The sequence below is a fragment of the Isoptericola sediminis genome (genome assembly GCF_013085345.1).
In the GTDB taxonomy this organism is placed as follows: domain Bacteria; phylum Actinomycetota; class Actinomycetes; order Actinomycetales; family Cellulomonadaceae; genus Isoptericola; species Isoptericola sediminis.
Genome location: NZ_JABFAJ010000024.1, coordinates 486746 through 505511, shown reverse-complemented (window position 1 = coordinate 505511; position 18766 = coordinate 486746). Strand labels below are relative to the sequence as shown.

The following is an 18766-nucleotide window of genomic DNA, read 5'->3' as shown; positions in this document are numbered from 1 at the left end:
ATGACGTGAGACACCCCATTCCGATGTCCTGAGACCGGACACCACCCGGGGCACACGAAAGGGCCCGGACCGCAGCTGCGGTCCGGGCCCCTCGTCGTCTCAGCCGGAGCGCGTCACTCCGCGATCGCGTGGGCGTCGGTCTGGCTGCCGACCTTGTGCACGAGGATCGAGTTCGTGGTGCCCGGGACGCCCACCGGCGCTCCCGAGACGATGACGACGCGGTCGCCGACCTCCGCCAGACCGTTGGCCTGGAGCGTCTGGTCGACCTGGCTGACCATCGCGTCGACCGAGCCGACCTTCGGCACCTGGTAGCTGACGGTGCCCCAGGTCAGGGCCAGGACGTTGCGGACCGACTCCTCCGGGGTGAAGGCCAGCAGCGGGATGCCCGACCGCAGGCGCGACATGCGCTTGGCCGAGTCGCCGGACTGGGTGAAGGTGACCAGGTACTTGGCCTCCAGCGAGGCGCCGATCTCCGCCGCGGCGCGCGTGATGATGCCGCCGCGGGTGTGCGGCGTGGAACCGAGCGGTGCGATGCGCTCGCGCCCCGCACCCTCCGTGGCCTCGATGATCGAGGCCATCGTCTTGACCGTGAGGATCGGGTAGTCGCCCACCGACGTCTCGCCGGAGAGCATGACCGCGTCGGCGCCGTCCAGCACCGCGTTCGCGCAGTCCGAGGCCTCGGCACGGGTCGGACGGGGGCTGGTGGTCATCGACTCCAGCACCTGCGTGGCGACGATGACGGGCTTGGCGTTGCGCCGCGCCATCTCGACGATCCGCTTCTGCACGAGCGGCACCTGCTCGAGGGGCATCTCGACGGCGAGGTCACCACGGGCGACCATGAATCCGTCGAACGCGGCGACGACCTCGTCGAGGTTGTCGACGGCCTGCGGCTTCTCGATCTTGGCGATGACCGGGACGACCCGGCCCTCCTCGTCCATGATCTTGCGGACGTCGTCGTAGTCGGCGGCGTTGCGCACGAAGGACAGCGCGATGAGGTCGGCGCCCATGCGCAGCGCCCAGCGCAGGTCGTCGGTGTCCTTCTCGCTCAGCGCGGGCACGGACACCGCCACGCCGGGCAGGTTGAGGCCCTTGTTGTTGGAGACCGGACCGGGCACCTCGACCGTGGTGACGACACGCGGACCCTCGACCGCGGTGACCCGCACGCGGACCTTGCCGTCGTCGATGAGGATCGGGTCGCCGACGCGGGCGTCCTGCGGCAGACCCTGGTGCGTGGTGGAGACGAGCTCACGGGTCCCCACGACGTCCTCGGTCGTGATCGTGAGGGTGTCGCCCTCGTTGAGGAAGTGCTTCTCGTCACCGTCGAACCGCCCCAGGCGGATCTTCGGGCCCTGCAGGTCGACGAGGACGGCGACGTTGCGTCCCGCCTCCTTCGCCGCCGTGCGCACCCCGTGGTACACGTTCTCGTGCTCCGACTGCTCACCGTGGCTCCGGTTGATCCGGGCCACGTCCATACCCGCGTCGACCAGCTCCCGGAGCTTCTCCGGGGACGCCGTCGCGGGTCCGATGGTGCACACGATCTTCGCTCTGCGCATGTCTCCAGCCTCGTCGTCGTACCGCCCCGCGCCTGCCGGGGCGTGCCCGGGCACCACGGCGGCGCCCGGATCCGTTGTCATCCTCTCAGGGCGACGGTGCGGGGGCCCACCGGGGCCGGCAGCTCCGTGGTTCCCTGCAGGTAGGCGTCGGCAGCCGCGGCCGCCGCCCGCCCCTCGGCGATCGCCCACACGATGAGCGACTGCCCTCGGCCGGCGTCGCCGGCCACGAACACCCCCGGCAGCGAGGACGCGTAGTCGTCCCGGCGCTGCACGAGACCGCGCGAGGTCGTCTCCGCACCCGTCTGGTCGACCAGGTCGTCGACCTCCGGACCGGTGAAGCCCATCGCGATGAGCACCAGGTCGGCCGGGATCTCGTGCTCGGTACCCGGCTTCGGCACCCGTCGCCCGTCCTCGAGGTACTCCGTCTCGGCGACCTTGAGCGCTCGCACCGCCTTCTGGTCGTCCCCGAGGAACTCGACGGTGGACGCCAGGAACTGCCGCTCGCCGCCCTCCTCGTGCGAGCTCGAGACCTCGAACAGGATCGGGTCCGTGGGCCACGGCTGGTGCGGGGGCCGCTCGGTCGGCGGCTGCTTGCCGATCGCGAGGGTCGTCACGCTCGCGGCGCCCTGGCGCAGCGACGTCCCGACGCAGTCGGAACCGGTGTCACCGCCGCCGATGACCACGACGTGCTTGCCCTCGGCCGTCGGCGCACCCTTCACCGGGTGGCCGGCCACCGCCTTGTTCGACGGGGTGAGGAAGTCCATGGCGTACTCGACCCCGTCGAGCTCCCGGCCGGGGATCGCCAGGTCGCGCGGGACGGTGGCCCCCGTGGCGATGACCACGGAGTCGAACCGACGGCGCAGCGCGTCCCAGGTGAGGTCCCGGCCGATCTCGACGCCGGCGCGGAACCGGGTTCCCTCGGCCTCCATCTGCTCCATGCGCCGCTCGATGTGGTACTTCTCGAGCTTGAAGTCCGGGATGCCGTAGCGCAGCAGTCCGCCGATGGCGTCGTCGCGCTCGTACACCACGACGGTGTGCCCGGCCCGGGTCAGCTGCTGGGCCGCGGCCAGACCGGCCGGGCCCGAGCCGACGACGGCGACGGTCTTGCCCGTCAGCCGCTGCGGCACCTGCGGCACCACGAGCCCGCGCTCGAAGGCCTCGTCGATGATCGAGACCTCGATGTTCTTGATGGTCACCGCCGGCTGGTTGATGCCCAGCACGCAGCTCGTCTCGCACGGCGCCGGGCACACACGACCGGTGAACTCCGGGAAGTTGTTCGTCGCGTGCAACCGCTCGATCGCGTCCGCCCACTGGTCGGTGCGCACGAGGTCGTTCCACTCCGGGATGAGGTTGCCCAGCGGGCACCCCTGGTGGCAGAACGGGATGCCGCAGTCCATGCAGCGTCCGGCCTGCTCCTTGAGGAACGGCTGGCCGTCCTCGCGGACCGCGTACGTGTCCTTCCAGTCCCGCAGGCGGACCTCGACGGGCCTGCTCGGCGGGAGCTCTCGCTCCCGCACCTTGAGGAATCCACGGGGATCAGCCACGAGCCACCTCCATGATGCGCTCCCACAGCGTCGGGTCGAAGTCGTCGCCCTCGCCGAGCGGCGTCCCCGCCGACTCGGCCTCGGCCAGCGCGACGCGCACGTTGGCCCATCCGGGCGGGAGGACGCGCGAGAACCGGGCCCGCGTGCCCTCGTCGGCCAGGAGCTCGGCCGCGACCGGCGAGCCGGTCTCGTCGAGGTGCCGCTGCAGCAGCACCGAGACCCGCTCCCAGTCCTCGTCCGAGAGCGCGCCGACGACGAGCTCTCCGGAGGCGACGGCGGCGGCGTTCATCGCCCCGTCGCGCAGGTCGAGCACGTACGCCATGCCACCGGACATGCCGGCACCGAAGTTGCGGCCGGTGGGGCCCAGCACGAGCACCTCACCGCCCGTCATGTACTCGCACCCGTGGTCGCCCACGCCCTCGACGACGAGCGACGCCCCCGAGTTGCGCACGCCGAAGCGCTCGCCCACCCGACCGCGCAGGTAGATCTCGCCCGAGGTGGCGCCGTAGCCGATGACGTTGCCGGCGATGACGTTCGCCGCACCCTCGAGCACGGCGGCCTTGTCCGGGCGGACGACCAGCAGACCGCCGGAGAGGCCCTTGCCGACGTAGTCGTTCGCGTCGCCGTACAGGCGCAGGGTCACACCGCGCGGCACGAACGCGCCGAACGACTGCCCGGCGGACCCGGTGAGGGTGACGTCGATCGTGCCGTCGGGCAGTCCGTCGCCGTGGTAGCGCTTGGTCACCTCGTGACCGAGCATCGTGCCGACCGTGCGGTTCACGTTCCGCACCGGCAGCTCGATCCGCACCGGCCGGCCGTCCTCCAGCGCGGGCTGCGCCTGGGCGATCAGCTGCTGGTCCAGCGCCTTGTCCAGACCGTGGTCCTGGTCGTGGGTGCGGTGCAGGGAGGAACCCTCCACGGGCTCGACGCGCTCCAGCACCGGTCCCAGGTCCAGGCCCTGCGCCTTCCAGTGGTCGATCACGCGGCGCGTGTCCAGGCGCTGGACCTGGCCGACGGCCTCCTCGACGGACCGGAACCCGAGGGCGGCCAGGTGCTCGCGGACCTCCTGGGCGATGTACTCGAAGAAGTTCACGACGAACTCCGCCTTGCCGGTGAACCGGCGGCGCAGCTCGGGGTTCTGCGTCGCGACGCCCACGGGGCAGGTGTCCAGGTGGCAGACGCGCATCATGATGCAGCCCGACACGACCATCGGGGCCGTCGCGAAACCGAACTCCTCGGCGCCCAGCAATGCCGCCACGACGACGTCGCGGCCGGTCTTCATCTGGCCGTCCACCTGCACCGTGATGCGGTCGCGCAGGTTGTTCAGCACGAGCGTCTGGTGGGTCTCGGCCAGGCCGATCTCCCACGGCGTCCCCGCGTGCTTGAGCGAGGTCAGCGGGCTCGCGCCCGTGCCGCCGTCGTGCCCGGAGATCAGCACGACGTCCGCGTGCGCCTTCGACACGCCCGTGGCCACGGTGCCGACGCCGAACTCGGAGACGAGCTTGACGTGCACCCGCGCGCTCGGGTTGGCGTTCTTGGCGTCGTGGATCAGCTGCGCCAGGTCCTCGATGGAGTAGATGTCGTGGTGCGGCGGCGGCGAGATCAGTCCGACGCCGGGCGTCGAGTGCCGGGTCTTGGCCACCCACGGGTACACCTTGGGCCCGGGCAGCTGCCCACCCTCACCGGGCTTGGCGCCCTGGGCCAGCTTGAGCTGGATGTCGTCGGCCTGCGTGAGGTACTCGCTGGTGACGCCGAACCGGCCCGAGGCGATCTGCTTGACGCGGGAGCGGCGCTCCGGGTCGTACAGCCGCTCGGTGTCCTCGCCGCCCTCGCCCGAGTTCGACCGGCCGCCGAGCTGGTTCATCGCGATCGCCAGGGTCTCGTGCATCTCCTGGCTGATGGCGCCGTAGGACATCGCACCGGTGTTGAACCGCTTGACGATCTCGCTGACCGGCTCGACCTCGTCGATCGGCACGGGCTCGCGGTCACCGGTGAACTCCAGCAGACCGCGCAGCGTCATGAGCCGTTCGGACTGCTCGTCCACGCGCTGCGTGTACTGCCGGAAGATGTCCATCCGGCCCGTCCGGGTCGCGTGCTGCAACCGGAACACCGTCTCCGGGTCGAAGAGGTGCTCCTCGCCGTCGCGGCGCCACTGGTACTCGCCGCCCGTGGTCAGTCGCTGGTGCGGCGTGTGGTTCCCCGAGGCGGGGTAGGCCTCGGCGTGGCGCGCCGCGGTCTCGGCCGCGATCACGTCGAGCCCGATGCCGGCCAGGCGGCTGGTCGTGCCGGTGAAGTAGTCCTCGACGAGCTCGTGGGACAGACCCACGGCCTCGAAGACCTGCGCCCCGCGGTAGGACATGATCGTCGAGATGCCCATCTTGGACATCACCTTGAGCACACCCTTGCCGAGCGCCGTGATGAGGTTGCGCACGGCGGCCTCGGGCGTCACCTGGAGGTAGCCGCGCCGGGCGAGGTCCTCCACGGTCTCCATGGCCAGGTACGGGTTGATCGCGGCGGCGCCGTAGCCGATGAGCAGCGCCACGTGGTGGACCTCGCGCACGTCGCCGGCCTCGACGACCAGCGAGATCTGGGTGCGGGTGTGCCGGCGCAGCAGGTGGTGGTGCACCGCGGAGGTGAGCAGCAGCGACGGGATCGGGGCCCGCTCGGCGTCGGAGTCGCGGTCGGACAGCACGATGTGCGTCGCCCCCGCCTCGATCTCCGCGTCGACCTGGGCGAAGATCTCCTCGAGCCGGGCCTGCAGCGCGCGGCCACCGCCCGAGACGTCGTAGAGCCCCCGCACGATGACGGCCCGGAACTCGCCCTCGAGCCGCGGGTCGCGCTCGATGCGCACGATCTTGGCCAGCTCGTCGTTGTCGAGCACGGGGAACGGCAGCACAAGCTTGCGGGCGTGCAGCGGCGAGTCGTCGAGCAGGTTCGGCTCCGGGCCGATGGCACTGCCGATGGAGGTCACCAGCTGCTCGCGGATCGAGTCCAGCGGCGGGTTGGTGACCTGCGCGAACATCTGCGTGAAGTAGTCGAACAGCAGGCGCGGCCGGTTCGACAGCACCGCCACCGGGGTGTCCGAGCCCATGGCGCCCAGCGGCTCCGCCGAGGTGTTCGCCATCGGGGTCAGGATGACCTTGAGCTCCTCGGACGTGTAGCCGAACGCGCGCTGGCGCCGCTGCACGGACGCCGGCGAGTGCGCGACGTGCTCACGCTCCGGCAGGGAGTCCAGGGAGATCGAGTTCTGCTCGATCCACTCGCCGTAGGGGCGCTGCGAGGCGAGCTGGGACTTGATCTCGTCGTCCTCGACGATCCGCCCCTGCGCGGTGTCCACCAGGAACATCCGGCCCGGCTCCAGCCGGCCCTTGCGGACCACGGTGGCCGGGTCGAGGTCGAGCACGCCCGCCTCGGAGCTGAGCACGATGAGGCCGTCCTCGGTGACCCAGAAGCGGCCCGGGCGCAGGCCGTTGCGGTCCAGCACGGCGCCGATGAGCGTGCCGTCGGTGAAGGTCAGGCAGGCCGGACCGTCCCACGGCTCGATGAGGTTGGCGTGGTACTGGTAGAACGCCCGCCGGGCGGGGTCCATCTCGTCGTGGTTCTCCCACGCCTCGGGGATCATCATCAGCACCGAGTGCGGCAGCGACCGGCCCGACAGGTGCAGCAGCTCCAGCACCTCGTCGAAGCTCGCCGAGTCGCTGGACCCCGGGCTGCACACCGGCAGCAGCGGGTCCAGGTCCCCCAGCGCCTCGCTGCCCAGCTGGCCCTCGCGGGCCGCCATCCAGTTGCGGTTGCCGCGCACGGTGTTGATCTCGCCGTTGTGGGCCACGAGGCGGAAGGGCTGCGCCAGCGGCCACGACGGGAACGTGTTGGTCGAGAACCGGGAGTGGACCAGCGCGATCTCGGAGGCGTAGCGCGGGTCGGACAGGTCCGGGAAGAAGGGCTCGAGCTGCGCCGTGGTCAGCATGCCCTTGTAGGTGATGGTGCGGGCCGACAGCGAGGCGAGGAAGAGCTCGAGCTCGTTCTCGGCACGCTTGCGCAGCCGGTAGGCGCGACGGTCGAGCTCGAGGTCCGCCAGCTCGCGCTGCGGGTCGGCGACGACCACCTGACGGAACGTCGGCATCGAGGCGCGGGCGGTCGGCCCGACGAGGTCGGCCGTGACCGGGACGTCACGCCAGGCGAGCACGTCGAGCTTCTCCTCGGCGGCGATCGCCTCGAAGCGGTGGGCCATCGCGTCCGCCGCCTCGGCGTCGCGGGGCAGGAAGGCCATCCCGATCGCGTACCGGCCCGCCGGGGGCAGCTCGGCGTCCACGACGTCGCGCAGGAACGCGTCCGGGATCTGGGTCAGGATGCCGGCGCCGTCACCGCTGTTCTCCTCGGCACCCACCGCTCCGCGGTGGTCGAGGTTGAGCAGGGCGGTGAGACCGGCGTCGACGATGTCGCGGCCGGGGGTTCCTCGCAGGGTCGCGACGAACGCGACACCACAGGCGTCGTGCTCGGTCGCCGGGTCGTAGAGGCCCTGCGCCTCGGGGGGCGCGACCCAGTGCTGCGGCGTGGTCATCAACACCGTCCTCCTGTGCGCCCGCACGCGGGCGCGTCTCGTGCATGGATGGGACGGGACGTCGTTGGCCCGTAGGGACTGCTGGGCGGGACCGGCCGGGGTGGTTCCCCTGCCGGCGCCGCCCTAGGTGCGTGGGGCCGGGTCCTGGTCGGTCCCGGCCGCCGACGCGTCCTGGTCGGTCGTACCTGTCGTCTCGGTGACCTCCTCGTCCGGGGCGGACTCGTCCGTCCCCGCAGGAGCGTCGTCGGTCTCGGTCGGTGCATCGGTGACCTGCCGTTCGTCGTCCTCACGACCGGGCAGGGCGACACCGTCCTCGCGACCGGGACGCAGCCGACCGATGACGACGAACGCGACGACGGCACCCAGGCCGACGATGATCGACGTCCACACGTTCAGCCGCAGCCCGAGCACCATCTCGGCGGTGTCGATGCGGAGCATCTCGATCCACACCCTACCCAGGGTGTAGATCGCGACGTAGGCCCAGAATACCCTCCCATGACCGAGTCTGTACCGGCGGTCGAGCCAGATGAGAAGCGCGGCGGCCGCCAGGTTCCACAGCATCTCGTAGAGGAACGTCGGGTGGAACAGGGTTCCGGCGGCGTACTCCACCCCGGTGGCCGGGTCGACCGGGAGGTACTCCGCGTCGATCTCGAGCCCCCAGGGCAGCTCGGTCGGGGCGCCGAAGAGCTCCTGGTTGAACCAGTTGCCGAGGCGCCCGATCGCCTGGGCGACGAGCAGGCCGGGGGCCAGGGCGTCGGCGAACGTGCTCAGTCGCACGCCCTGGCGGCGGCAGCCGATCCACGCACCGACGGCCCCGAGCGCGACGGCGCCCCAGATGCCCAGACCGCCCTCCCAGATGTAGAGCGCCCGGACGGGGTCGCCGTTCTCCCCCCAGTACGCGTCGGGCGAGGAGATGACGTGGTAGATCCGGCCGCCGATGATGCCGAAGGGAACGGCCCAGAAGGCGATCTCCAGCACGTCGTCGGGGTCGCCACCCCGGTCCTTCCACCGGCGCATGGTCATCCAGACGGCCACGACGATGCCGGCCAGGATCGCCAGCGCGTAGGCGCGCAACGGCAACGGTCCCAGGTACCACGTGTGCTCGGGCGGGCTCGGGATCGCGGTCACGAGACGGTCGACGGTCATGCGTCACCCCCGCCGGTGCGGGCGCGGGCCACGCCGTCGGCCAGGTCACGCGTGACCTCGGCCAGCGCGGCCAGCCGGTCGGACCAGGGCTCGTCGCCCAGCAGGGTCCGGACGAAGGCCGAGCCGACGATCACGCCGTCGGCGTAGCGCCCCACCTCGGCGGCCTGGTCGCCGGTCGAGACGCCCAGGCCCACGCACACGTGGGACGCCCCGGCGGCACGGGTGTCGGCCACGAGCTGCTCGGCCCGGCGACCCACCGAGGCGCGCGCACCCGTGACGCCCATCGTCGAGGCGGCGTAGACGAACCCGCGCGAAGCCTTCGCCGTCAGCCGCAGGCGTTCCGGGGTCGAGCTCGGCGCGACGAGGTAGACCTTGTCCAGGCCGTGCTCGTCCGCGGCGGCGTTCCAGGCGTCCCCCTCGTCGGGGATGAGGTCCGGGGTGATCATGCCGGCGCCGCCCGCGGCCGCGAGGTCCCGGGCGAACGCGGCCACGCCGTAGCGCAGGACCGGGTTGTAGTACGACATCACCAGCGCCGGGACCTGACCGCCGGAACGCTCCGCCACGGCCTCCACGACACGCAGCACGTCCCGCACCCGGGCACCGCCGCGCAGGGCCGCCTCGGCCGCCTCCTGGATCACCGGGCCGTCCATGACCGGGTCCGAGTAGGGCACCCCGATCTCCACGACGTCCACGCCGGCGTCGACCATGGTCGTCACGGCCTCCACCGAGCGCTCCACGTCGGGGTAGCCCACGGGCAGGTAGCCCACCAGGGCGGGCCGAACCTGCGCGCGCAGCGCGTCGAGGCGGGCCGCCGTCGCCGACGTCGTCACGGTTCCGGTCACTGGTCCCCCTCGGTCGCCGGCTCCTCGTGCAGCAGGCCGAACCAGCGCGCCGCCGTGGCCACGTCCTTGTCCCCCCGTCCGGAGAGGTTCACCAGGATCACCTGGTCCCGCAGGCCGGCGTCGGCCATCCGGCGGCCGACCCGCAGCACGCCGGCGAGGGCGTGCGCGGACTCGATCGCGGGGATGATGCCCTCGGTCCGGCACAGCAGGCGGAACGCCTCCATCGCCTCGTCGTCGGTCACGGGTTCGTAGGTCGCCCGGCCGATGTCGTGCAGCCACGAGTGCGCGGGGCCGACGCTGGGATAGTCCAGGCCCGCCGAGACGGAGTGGCTCGGGCGGGTCTGGCCGTCGTCGTCCTGCAGCAGGTACGAGCGCGCCCCGTGCAGCACCCCCGGCGCACCACCGGAGAACCGGGCCGCGTGCCGACCGGACTCGATGCCCTCGCCGCCGGCCTCGAACCCGTAGAGCGCGACGCCGTCGTCGTCCAGGAAGGCGTTGAAGATCCCCAGGGCGTTCGAGCCGCCGCCGACGCAGGCCGCCACGGCGTCCGGCAGCCTCCCGACGCGCTCGAGCACCTGCTCGCGCGCCTCGGTGCCGATGATGCGGTGGAACTCGCGCACCATCTCGGGGAACGGGTGCGGCCCGGTGACGGTCCCGAGCAGGTAGTGCGTCGAGTCGACGTTGGTGACCCAGTCGCGCAGGGCCTCGTTGATGGCGTCCTTGAGGGTCCGGGTGCCGAGGGCGACCGGGACGACGGTCGCGCCCAGCAGCTCCATCCGCGCCACGTTCAGCGCCTGGCGCCGCGTGTCCTCCTCGCCCATGTAGACGACGCACTCCAGGCCCATGAGGGCCGCGGCCGTCGCGGTCGCGACGCCGTGCTGGCCGGCACCCGTCTCGGCGATCACCCGGGACTTGCCCATGCGCTTGACCAGCAGCGCCTGGCCGAGCACGTTGTTGATCTTGTGCGAGCCGGTGTGGTTCAGGTCCTCCCGCTTGAGGAACACGCGCACGGCGTCACCGCCGGCGTGCTCGGCGAAGCGCGGCACCTCGGTCAGCGGCGACGGACGGCCGGTGTACTCGCGGTGCAGACGGCTCAGGTCCGCCGCGAACCCGGGGTCCTGCTGCGCCTTGCGGAACTCGGCCTCCAGCTCGTCGAGGGCGGCGATCAGGGCCTCGGGGACGTAGCGGCCGCCGAACTCGCCGAAGTACGGGCCGTGGACGTCGGCGAGCCGACCGGCGTCCTGGTCGGCCAGGGTCTCGGTCAGCGCGTCGCGCACGGGCTGGTCGGACTGCTCGGGCACAGGCGCTCCTTCATGACGGACGGGACGGGTGGTGGGACGGGTGCGGGGTGGGCGGCCGGTGCTCAGGGCTGGACGGCGGGGCGTACCGACCACAGCGAGGGGTGCTGCCCGGCCGCGACCAGGTCGGCGACGGACCGGCGCGGTTCGCCGTCGGTCACCAGGGCCTCCCCCACCAGCACGGCGTGCGCACCGGACCGCGCGTACTCCATGACGTCGTGCGGGCCCCGGACGCCGGACTCGGCGACGCGGACGACGTCGTCGGGGATCAGCGGTGCGAGCTGGGCGAACGTGTCCCGACGCACCTCGAGCGTCTTGAGGTCCCGGGCGTTGACGCCGATCACGCGGGCACCGGCGTCGAGGGCACGGTGCACCTCGTCGGCGGTGTGCACCTCGACCAGAGCGGTCATGCCCAGGGAGTGGACGCGTTCGATCAGCGACGTGAGCACGGTCTGCTCCAGGGCCGCGACGATCAGCAGCACCAGGTCGGCGCCGTGCGCCCGGGCCTCCCAGACCTGGTACGGGGTGACGACGAAGTCCTTGCGCAGCACGGGCACGTCGACGGTCGCACGCACGGCGTCCAGGTCGGCGAGGCTGCCGCCGAACCGGCGCTGCTCGGTCAGCACCGAGATCACGCTGGCGCCGCCGGCGGCGTACTCCTCGGCCAGGGCCGCCGGGTCGCTGATGGGGGCCAGGTCACCCTTGGAGGGGCTCGACCGCTTGACCTCGGCGATCACGGCGACGCGGTCCTCGGAGCGAAGCATCGCGCAGCACTCCAGGGCCCCGGGAACCCGTGCAGCGCGCTGCTTGAGCTCCGCGAGCGAGGTCCGTGCCTGACGGTCCGCGAGGTCCGCCCGGACCCCGGCGACGATGTCCTCCAGGACTGTCATGCTTTCCCCTCCCCCAGATGTGTTCCTTGCCATGGTAGGCCGGTCACGCGGTGGTCAGGACCACCGACCGCTGGGCGAGACGCCCCGACGGCACCCTCACGCCGCTCCCGGCGGCCGGGAGGCCACATCGTTATCTCCTCGTGACGCGCGGCGCCGGGACGCCGACGCCCCCCGGGAACGACGACGGCGCCCGGACCCGGGAGGGGGTCGGGGCGCCGTCGTGGCGGACGGGGACGGGTCAGCTCGAGGCCGCCTCTTCCCGCGTCCGGGCGCCCTGTCGGGGCTGTCCGTAGCCCATGTTGCGCATGACCAGACCGACCAGGCAGGACACGACCACGACGCCCATCCCGACCCAGAAGAGCGCGAAGGGCACGCCCGGCAGGCAGCCGAGCGAGGCCAGCAGCGCACCGAGGATGACGCCGGTCATCGCGGTCCACGCGGCCAGGGTGTGACCGTGGTTGGTGGGCGGGACCGCTTCCGGCAGGTACGTCGGCTCAGCGGTGCGGTGGTCGGTCATGGGTGGGGACAGCCTTTCGTCACGAAGTTCAGGGATCAGACTACCGGTCGGAGGACGGGTCGGTGCCGCGGGAGAGCGCGTCCCAGTCCGCCTGAGCGTCGGCGGCGTCGTCGTCCGTCCGGGGCTCCCCGCCACCGGTGGTCGCGGCGGGGCCGCCCGCACGTTCGTGCCGACCCCCGGTGGCCGGCCAGGAACCGGCGCCGAGCAGGCCGAGCACGGCCACGACGGCGATGCCCGCACCGGCGACGACCGCCAGCCAGGGCCAGGGCGTCAGCGACACGGGCGCCGTGAGCTCGGTCACCCCGGCCGCGTCGGCGGCGGCCGTCACGGCGGGCCCGACCGGGTCGCGCAGGACGGCCACCGTCCCGCCGACGACGGCCAGTCCCGCCAGCACCGCCACGACCAGCGCCACCCGGCGCGCGACGCGACCGGCCAGGGTCGTCGCCAGGGCGCACGCCACGGTGACGAAAGCGGCGGCGCTCACCACCGGTGCCGCCGAGGTGCCGGCGACCTCGACGGTCACCTCCGGCTGCAGCGCCGTCGCCACCGTGGTGCGCAGCCACACCGGCGCCGAGACCCCGAACGTCGCCGCGCCGAGCAGCAGCAGCAGCGCGACCGCCCGGCCGCGCGACCGGATCATGACGCCCGCCCGGCGGAGAGGTCCGCGAACTGTGCCGCGAGCTGCACGGCGCGCACCGCGGCGGCCGCCTTGTTGCGCGACTCGGCGTACTCCAGGGCGGGCACCGAGTCGGCGACGATGCCCCCGCCGGCCTGGACCGACGCCCGGCCCTCCCGCAGGAACGCCGTCCGGATCGCGATGGCCATGTCCATGTTGCCGCCGAAGTCCAGGTACCCGCAGGTCCCGCCGTAGATCCCGCGCGAGGCGGGTTCGAGCTCGTCGATCAGCGCGATCGCCCGCGGCTTGGGCGCCCCGGACAGCGTCCCCGCCGGGAAGGTCGCCCTGAACGTCTCCAGCGCGGTCGCACCGGGGCGGAGACGCCCCACGACGGTCGAGCACAGGTGCATGATGTGGCTGAACCGGCGCGTGACCATGAACTCCACGACCTCGACGCTGGTGGGCTCGCACACCTTGACCAGGTCGTTGCGGGACAGGTCCACGAGCATCAGGTGCTCGGCGCGCTCCTTGGGGTCGGCGATGAGCTCCTCGGCCAGGGCGACGTCCTCCTCGACCGTCGCCCCGCGCGGCCGGGACCCGGCGATCGGATACGTCGTCACGTGGCCCGCGTCGACCTTCACCAGCGTCTCGGGGCTGGAACCGACGACGGCGAAGTCCCGCTCGCGGTGGTCCCGGAGCTGGAAGTAGTACATGTACGGGCTGGGGTTGATGGTCCGCAGCGCCCGGTAGACGTCGAGCGGCGCGGCCGGGCAGTCGAGGTCGAGCCGCTGCGAGAGCACGACCTGGAAGACCTCGCCCTCGCGGATCGCCTCCTTGCCGGCCCGGACGGCGTCCTCGAACTCGTCCCGGGTGGACCGGAACTCCAGCTCGGGGCCCGCGACGTCCGGGTCCACGACGGTGCGCACCGGCGTCGTCGGCTCCGCGAGACCGGCCGCGAGCCGGTCCAGCCGCTCCACGGCGTCGGCGTGCGCCTCGTCCACGCGCTCGTCGGTGCCGTCGGCGTTGATCGCGTTGGCGATGAGCCACACCGCACCGGAGTGGTGGTCGACGGCCACCAGGTCGGTCGCCAGGGACAGCGCGACCTCCGGCACGTCGAGCTCGTCCGGGGCCTCGGCGGGCAGTGTCGGCTCCCAGTGCCGGACCACGTCCCAGCCCATCGCCCCGACGAACCCGCCGGTCAGGGGCGGCAGCCCGTCGATCGGCTCAGTGCGCAACGCCTGCAGCGCGGCCTCGAGCACGTCCAGGACGTCACCCTCGGTCGGGATCCCGGCCGGGACGTCGCCGTGCCAGACGGCGCGGCCGCCGTCCGACAGCAGGGTGGCCCGCGAGCGCACCCCGACGAACGACCAGCGGGCCCAGGCGCCGCCGGCCTCGGCGGACTCCAGGACGAACGTGCCGGGCCGGTCCTGCGCCAGCGTGCGGTACAGCCCGACCGGCGTCACGTCGTCGGCCAGGACGCGACGCACCACCGGGATGACGCGGCGGTCCCGCGCCAGCTCGCGGAAGGTGCCCAGCCCCGGCCACGTGGCACCCCAGGTGAGCTCGTCGGCCGTCGGCGCGACGGCGGGAGCCTGGGCGGAGGGGGAGGCAGAGGTCGTCACCGGGTCTCCTCGGCGGTCTCGTCGGGACGGTGGCCGACGACGGCGGGCAGCTCGCCGCCGGCCTCGAAGCAGGTGCGCGTGCCCGTGTGGCAGGCGGCACCGACCTGGTCGACACGGACGAGCAGGGTGTCGCCGTCGCAGTCGAGCGCGACCGACCGCACGTACTGCCGGTGGCCCGAGGTGTCGCCCTTGCGCCAGTACTCCCCGCGGGAGCGGCTCCAGAACGTCACCCGGCCCGTCGTGAGCGTGCGGTGCAGGGCCTCGTCGTCCATCCAGCCGAGCATCAGCACCTCGAGGGTGTCGTGCTGCTGCACGACGGCGGCGACGAGCCCCTGCTCGTCACGCTTGAGGCGGGCGGCCACGGCGGGGTCGAGGGAGTCCTGGTTGTGCACGCCAGCATCCTTTCACGTCGCGGGCGCCGGACGGGGCCGCGTCTCAGCGGGTCTGGGCCACCCAGGAGGCGTGCATGCGGGCGTACACGCCCCCGGCGGCCGCCAGCTCCTCGTGCGGCCCGACCTCGACCACGTGCCCGTCGTCGACGACCACGACGAGGTCGCTGGCCTCGGCGGTGGACAGCCGGTGGGCGATCGTGATCGTCGAGCGTCCCGACGTCAGGGCGTCCAGCGCCCGCGCGATGCGCACCTCCGTGGCCGGGTCGACCGCGGACGTCGCCTCGTCGAGCACGAGCAGGTCGGGCGCCGCCAGGTAGGCGCGGGCGACGGCGACGAGCTGCCGCTCCCCCGCGGACAGCGCCTCGCCGCGCTGGCCCACGTCCGTGTCCAGCCCGGCGGGGAGACCGGCGACCCAGTCCGTCAGCCCCAGCGCCTCGAACGCGGCGGCGACGCGGGCACGCACCTCCGGGTCCTCGGGGGCGGCCTCGGGCAGCCCGTAGGCGGCGTTGCTCAGCACCGTGCCGTCGAACAGGAAACCCTCCTGCGGCACGAGGACCACGCGCTCGCGCAGCCGTGCCAGCGGGATGCGCCTAAGGTCCACGCCGTCGAGCTCGACCCGGCCGTCCGTGGGGTCCATGAGGCGGGCGACCAGCTTGGCGATGGTCGTCTTGCCCGAACCGGTCTGCCCGACCACGGCGACCTTGCGCCGCGCGGGCAGCTCCAGGTCCACGCCGTGCAGGACCTCGGGCCCGTCCGGGTAGGCGTAGCGCACGCCGCGCAGCGCGACGTGGGCGTCACCGCGGGGGCTGTCCACCCCGTCGGCCCCGGCGTCGACGACGTCCAGCGGCGTCTCGACGACCGCCAGCACCCGCCGCCAGCCGGCCACGGCGTTCTGGAGCTCGTTGAGGATCTCCGTGGCCATCTGCACCGGCCCGGTGAAGAGCTGGACCAGGAACAGGAACGCGACGAGCTGCCCGGCCGTCAGTCCCCCGCCGATGCCGAGGTAGGAACCGACGACCACGACGACGGCGAGCACCAGGGTCGCCATGAAGGTGCCCGAGGAGAACACGCTGGCCACCAGCAGCAGAGCCCGGCCCTGGGTACGCCGTGCCTCGTCGATGGCGGTGTCGATGCGCCGGCCGGTGCGGGCCTCGACGCCGTAGGCGCGGACGGTCTCGGCGCCGACGACGGACTCGGAGACGGCGGCGAGCATGGCGCCGACCTTCTCGCGCGAGCGTCCGAACGCCCGCCCCACCGACCGCTGGGCGTACCGCAGGATGACGAACAGCGGCACGAAGCACAGCCAGACCACGGCGGTCAGCGCCGGGGAGTAGACCGCCATGAGGGCGGTGGCGACCGCGATCTGGAGCGTGGAGACCAGCAGCATGATGCCGCCCCACTGCACGAAGTGGGAGATCTGGTCGACGTCCGTGGTGACCCGCGAGACGAGGGCGCCCCGACGCTCCGAGCCCTGCGAGAGCGTGGACAGGTCGTGCACGTGCCGGAAGGCACGCACCCGCAGCGTCGCCAGCCCGGCCTCCGTCCGGCGGAACAGCCGCACGTTCACCACGGCGGTGCACAGCCCGGCCACGACGATCGCCCCGGCGGCCAGCAGGGTCAGCGTCAGGACCTGCGTGGCGTCCGGGCCGCCGTCGGCGAGGATGCCGTCGTCGACGGTGCGCTGGACCGCCAGCGGCACCACGACCCGTCCGGCCGCCGCCAGGACGGCCAGCGCGAGCGTGACCCACAGCCCTTGGACGATCTGCGGGGAGATCTCCAGCCCCCGGCGCAGCGTCGCGAGCACGCCCAGCTCGCTGGCCGACGCGATGCGCGAGTCGCTCATCGGACCTCCTCCGTCTCGGTCTCCCAGGGTTCGGGCACGTCCTCGCCGGCGGCCCGTTCGTCCGCCAGCTCGCGCTCGCGGCGGGCGGTCTCGACCTCGTAGGCGGTGGCGAGCTCGCGGTAGCCCGGATCTCGCGCCAGCAGCTCGTCGTGGGTGCCGACGTCGACGACGCGCCCGCCGTCGAGGTGGACCACCAGGTCGGCCATGGCGACCGAGGACATCCGGTAGGCGACCATGACGACGGTCGTGGCGCGCCGTCCGTCGTCGGACCGCGCGGCCAGCCCGGTGAGGATCTGCTGCTCGACGCGGGGGTCGACGGCGCTGGTGGCGTCGTCGAGCACGAGCAGCCGGGGACGGCGCACGAGCGCCCGGGCGATGGCGAGCCGCTGCCGCTGGCCGCCGGACAGGTTCGCCCCGCGCTCGCCGAGGCGGGCGTCGAGGCCGTCCGGCAGGGCCCGCACGACGTCGTCGACCCGGGCCAGCGCGAGGGCGTCCCACACGGCGGCGTCGATCTCGGGGGTGACCTCGTCGGCGAGGGTGACGTTGGCGCGCACCGTGTCCTCGAAGACGAACGTCTGCTGCGCGACGAGGGACACCTGGGCCGGGATCTCGCCGTCGGCGACCCCGCGCAGGTCGGTGCCGTCCAGCAGCACGGTCCCGCGCGCGGGGTCGCTGAGCCGGCTGAGCAGCGACACGAGCGTGGTCTTGCCCGCACCGGTGGCGCCCACCACGGCGACGGTGGTGCCGGCGGGGATGTCGAGGGTGACGTCGTCGAGCAGCCGGGCGGTGCGGCCGGCGGCCGGCACGTCGACCCCGACGCCCTCGAGGCGGACCGCGAGGCCGGCCTCCCCGGCCGGGAGCCGCCCGGTGCCGGGCGTCAGCTCGCCCCGCGCGTCGAGCACGCGGGTGATGCGGTCGTAGCCCACCAGGGCGCGCGGGATCTCGCCGAGCACCCAGCCGAAGGCCCGGACGGGCACGGCCATGATGGTGAGCAGGTACGCCGCGGTGACCACGTCGCCGACGTCCACGGCACCGGCCGCGGCGCGGGAGGCCCCGACGCCGAGGACGAGCAGCGTGCCGAGGTTGGGCAGCAGCTCGATGACCGGGTCGAAGACCGCACGCACGACGCCGACGCGGACGTTGGCGGTGCGCAGGTCGTCGGTCGTCCGGGCGAAACGCCGCTCCTCGCGGTCGGCGGTGCCGAGCGACTTCACCAGCAGCGCCGCCTCGAAGGACTCGTGCGCCACGTCCGCGACCTCCGCCCGGAGCTGCTGGGCGCGGGTCGCGGCCGGGGCCATGTACCGCTGGAAGACCAGGTTGGCGGCGACGGCGGCCGGGATCACCACCAGTGCCGCGAGGGCGAGCCAGGGATCGATGACGAAGAGCATCACCGTGGCGACGGCGATCATCACGACCACGCCGAGGGCGAAGGGCAGCGGGTTGAACACCCCGGTGGCGGCCTCGACGTCGGCGCTGGCGTTGGACAGCAGCTGGCCCGCCGGGTGCGCCCGGTGCCACGACATCGGCAGGCGCAGGTACTGGCGGGTCACCCCGCGCCGGTGCTGGGCCTGCAGGCCGACGTTGCCCCAGCCGGCCCAGATCCGCCGGCCGGCCACGGACAGCGCGAGCGTCAGGGCGACCAGGGCGAGCACTCCCCCGGCGAGCCAGATGTCCGCGCGCGCCGCGGCGTCGCCCGACAGCGCGGGCACGACGACGGCGTCGGTCGCCCAGCCCACGGCGCGGCTCACGGCGACCGTCGCGGCGCCGAACAGCGCCGAGGCGACCACGGCGCCCGTGAAGAGCCGTGGTTCGGCACGCAGACCTCGCCACAGCAGCAGGACGCTGCGGCGCAGCCGCGACCCGGTCAGGGTGGCCGGGCGGGCGGGTTCGGGCACGACGGGACCTCGCAGGTGTCTCGGGGATCAGAGGTGATCCTAGCGCG

General features: G+C 73.2%; 13 protein-coding genes. All 13 read right to left on the bottom strand.

Annotated elements, in window-relative coordinates; all coding sequences use genetic code 11:
- Positions 1-113: 113 nt before the first annotated feature.
- The 13 genes from pyk to HLI28_RS14735 all read right to left on the bottom strand — a co-directional run bounded on the left by pyk (position 114) and on the right by HLI28_RS14735 (position 18719).
- Positions 114-1553, bottom strand: coding sequence for a pyruvate kinase (pyk, locus tag HLI28_RS14795; RefSeq protein ID WP_171248301.1), 1440 nt, complete (start codon positions 1551-1553; stop codon positions 114-116).
- Positions 1554-1630: 77 nt separating this feature from the next.
- Positions 1631-3097, bottom strand: a complete 1467-nt coding sequence (locus HLI28_RS14790; RefSeq protein WP_171248300.1) for a glutamate synthase small subunit — start codon at positions 3095-3097, stop codon at positions 1631-1633.
- Positions 3090-7658 (bottom strand): glutamate synthase large subunit, encoded by a 4569-nt coding sequence (gene gltB / locus HLI28_RS14785; protein WP_171248299.1) that lies wholly within the window; start codon positions 7656-7658, stop codon positions 3090-3092. The genes HLI28_RS14790 and gltB overlap by 8 nt, the downstream gene beginning before the upstream one ends.
- A gap of 123 nt (positions 7659-7781) precedes the next feature.
- Positions 7782-8804 carry a prolipoprotein diacylglyceryl transferase gene (gene lgt / locus HLI28_RS14780; protein WP_171248298.1) on the bottom strand — a complete coding sequence of 341 codons (1023 nt, stop codon included), beginning with the start codon at positions 8802-8804 and terminating at the stop codon, positions 7782-7784.
- A complete protein-coding gene (gene trpA, locus HLI28_RS14775) occupies positions 8801-9646 on the bottom strand; it encodes a tryptophan synthase subunit alpha (protein ID WP_171248297.1) in 846 nt (281 codons plus the stop codon). The genes lgt and trpA overlap by 4 nt, the downstream gene beginning before the upstream one ends.
- The gene (gene trpB / locus HLI28_RS14770; protein ID WP_216077834.1) at positions 9643-10911 is read right to left on the bottom strand and encodes a tryptophan synthase subunit beta; all 1269 of its coding nucleotides are present in this window, start codon (positions 10909-10911) and stop codon (positions 9643-9645) included. Before trpB ends, trpA begins: the two co-directional genes overlap by 4 nt.
- Before the next feature lie 98 nt (positions 10912-11009).
- Complete coding sequence (gene trpC, locus HLI28_RS14765; protein WP_171248296.1) at positions 11010-11834, bottom strand: indole-3-glycerol phosphate synthase TrpC; 825 nt, start codon at positions 11832-11834, stop codon at positions 11010-11012.
- A 238-nt stretch (positions 11835-12072) separates the two neighbouring features.
- On the bottom strand, positions 12073-12351 hold the full coding sequence (locus HLI28_RS14760; protein ID WP_171248295.1) for an HGxxPAAW family protein: 279 nt from the start codon (positions 12349-12351) through the stop codon (positions 12073-12075).
- A 40-nt stretch (positions 12352-12391) separates the two neighbouring features.
- A complete protein-coding gene (locus tag HLI28_RS14755) occupies positions 12392-12991 on the bottom strand; it encodes a Trp biosynthesis-associated membrane protein (RefSeq protein ID WP_171248294.1) in 600 nt (199 codons plus the stop codon).
- On the bottom strand, positions 12988-14589 hold the full coding sequence (locus HLI28_RS14750; RefSeq protein ID WP_171248293.1) for an anthranilate synthase component I: 1602 nt from the start codon (positions 14587-14589) through the stop codon (positions 12988-12990). Before HLI28_RS14750 ends, HLI28_RS14755 begins: the two co-directional genes overlap by 4 nt.
- The gene (gene hisI / locus HLI28_RS14745) at positions 14586-14981 is read right to left on the bottom strand and encodes a phosphoribosyl-AMP cyclohydrolase (RefSeq protein WP_171248292.1); all 396 of its coding nucleotides are present in this window, start codon (positions 14979-14981) and stop codon (positions 14586-14588) included. Before hisI ends, HLI28_RS14750 begins: the two co-directional genes overlap by 4 nt.
- 43 nt (positions 14982-15024) lie before the next feature.
- Positions 15025-16824, bottom strand: coding sequence for an ABC transporter ATP-binding protein (locus HLI28_RS14740; protein WP_171248291.1), 1800 nt, complete (start codon positions 16822-16824; stop codon positions 15025-15027).
- On the bottom strand, positions 16821-18719 hold the full coding sequence (locus HLI28_RS14735) for an ABC transporter transmembrane domain-containing protein (protein ID WP_171248290.1): 1899 nt from the start codon (positions 18717-18719) through the stop codon (positions 16821-16823). The genes HLI28_RS14740 and HLI28_RS14735 overlap by 4 nt, the downstream gene beginning before the upstream one ends.
- Positions 18720-18766: the final 47 nt, after the last annotated feature.

Coding starts and splice junctions, on each gene's coding strand:
- pyk (WP_171248301.1), bottom strand. CDS start 1,553: ATGCGCAGAGCGAAGATCGTGTGCACCATCGGACCCGCGACGGCGTCC.
- gltB (WP_171248299.1), bottom strand. CDS start 7,658: ATGACCACGCCGCAGCACTGGGTCGCGCCCCCCGAGGCGCAGGGCCTC.
- lgt (WP_171248298.1), bottom strand. CDS start 8,804: ATGACCGTCGACCGTCTCGTGACCGCGATCCCGAGCCCGCCCGAGCAC.
- trpC (WP_171248296.1), bottom strand. CDS start 11,834: ATGACAGTCCTGGAGGACATCGTCGCCGGGGTCCGGGCGGACCTCGCG.
- HLI28_RS14760 (WP_171248295.1), bottom strand. CDS start 12,351: ATGACCGACCACCGCACCGCTGAGCCGACGTACCTGCCGGAAGCGGTC.
- HLI28_RS14755 (WP_171248294.1), bottom strand. CDS start 12,991: ATGATCCGGTCGCGCGGCCGGGCGGTCGCGCTGCTGCTGCTGCTCGGC.
- HLI28_RS14740 (WP_171248291.1), bottom strand. CDS start 16,824: ATGAGCGACTCGCGCATCGCGTCGGCCAGCGAGCTGGGCGTGCTCGCG.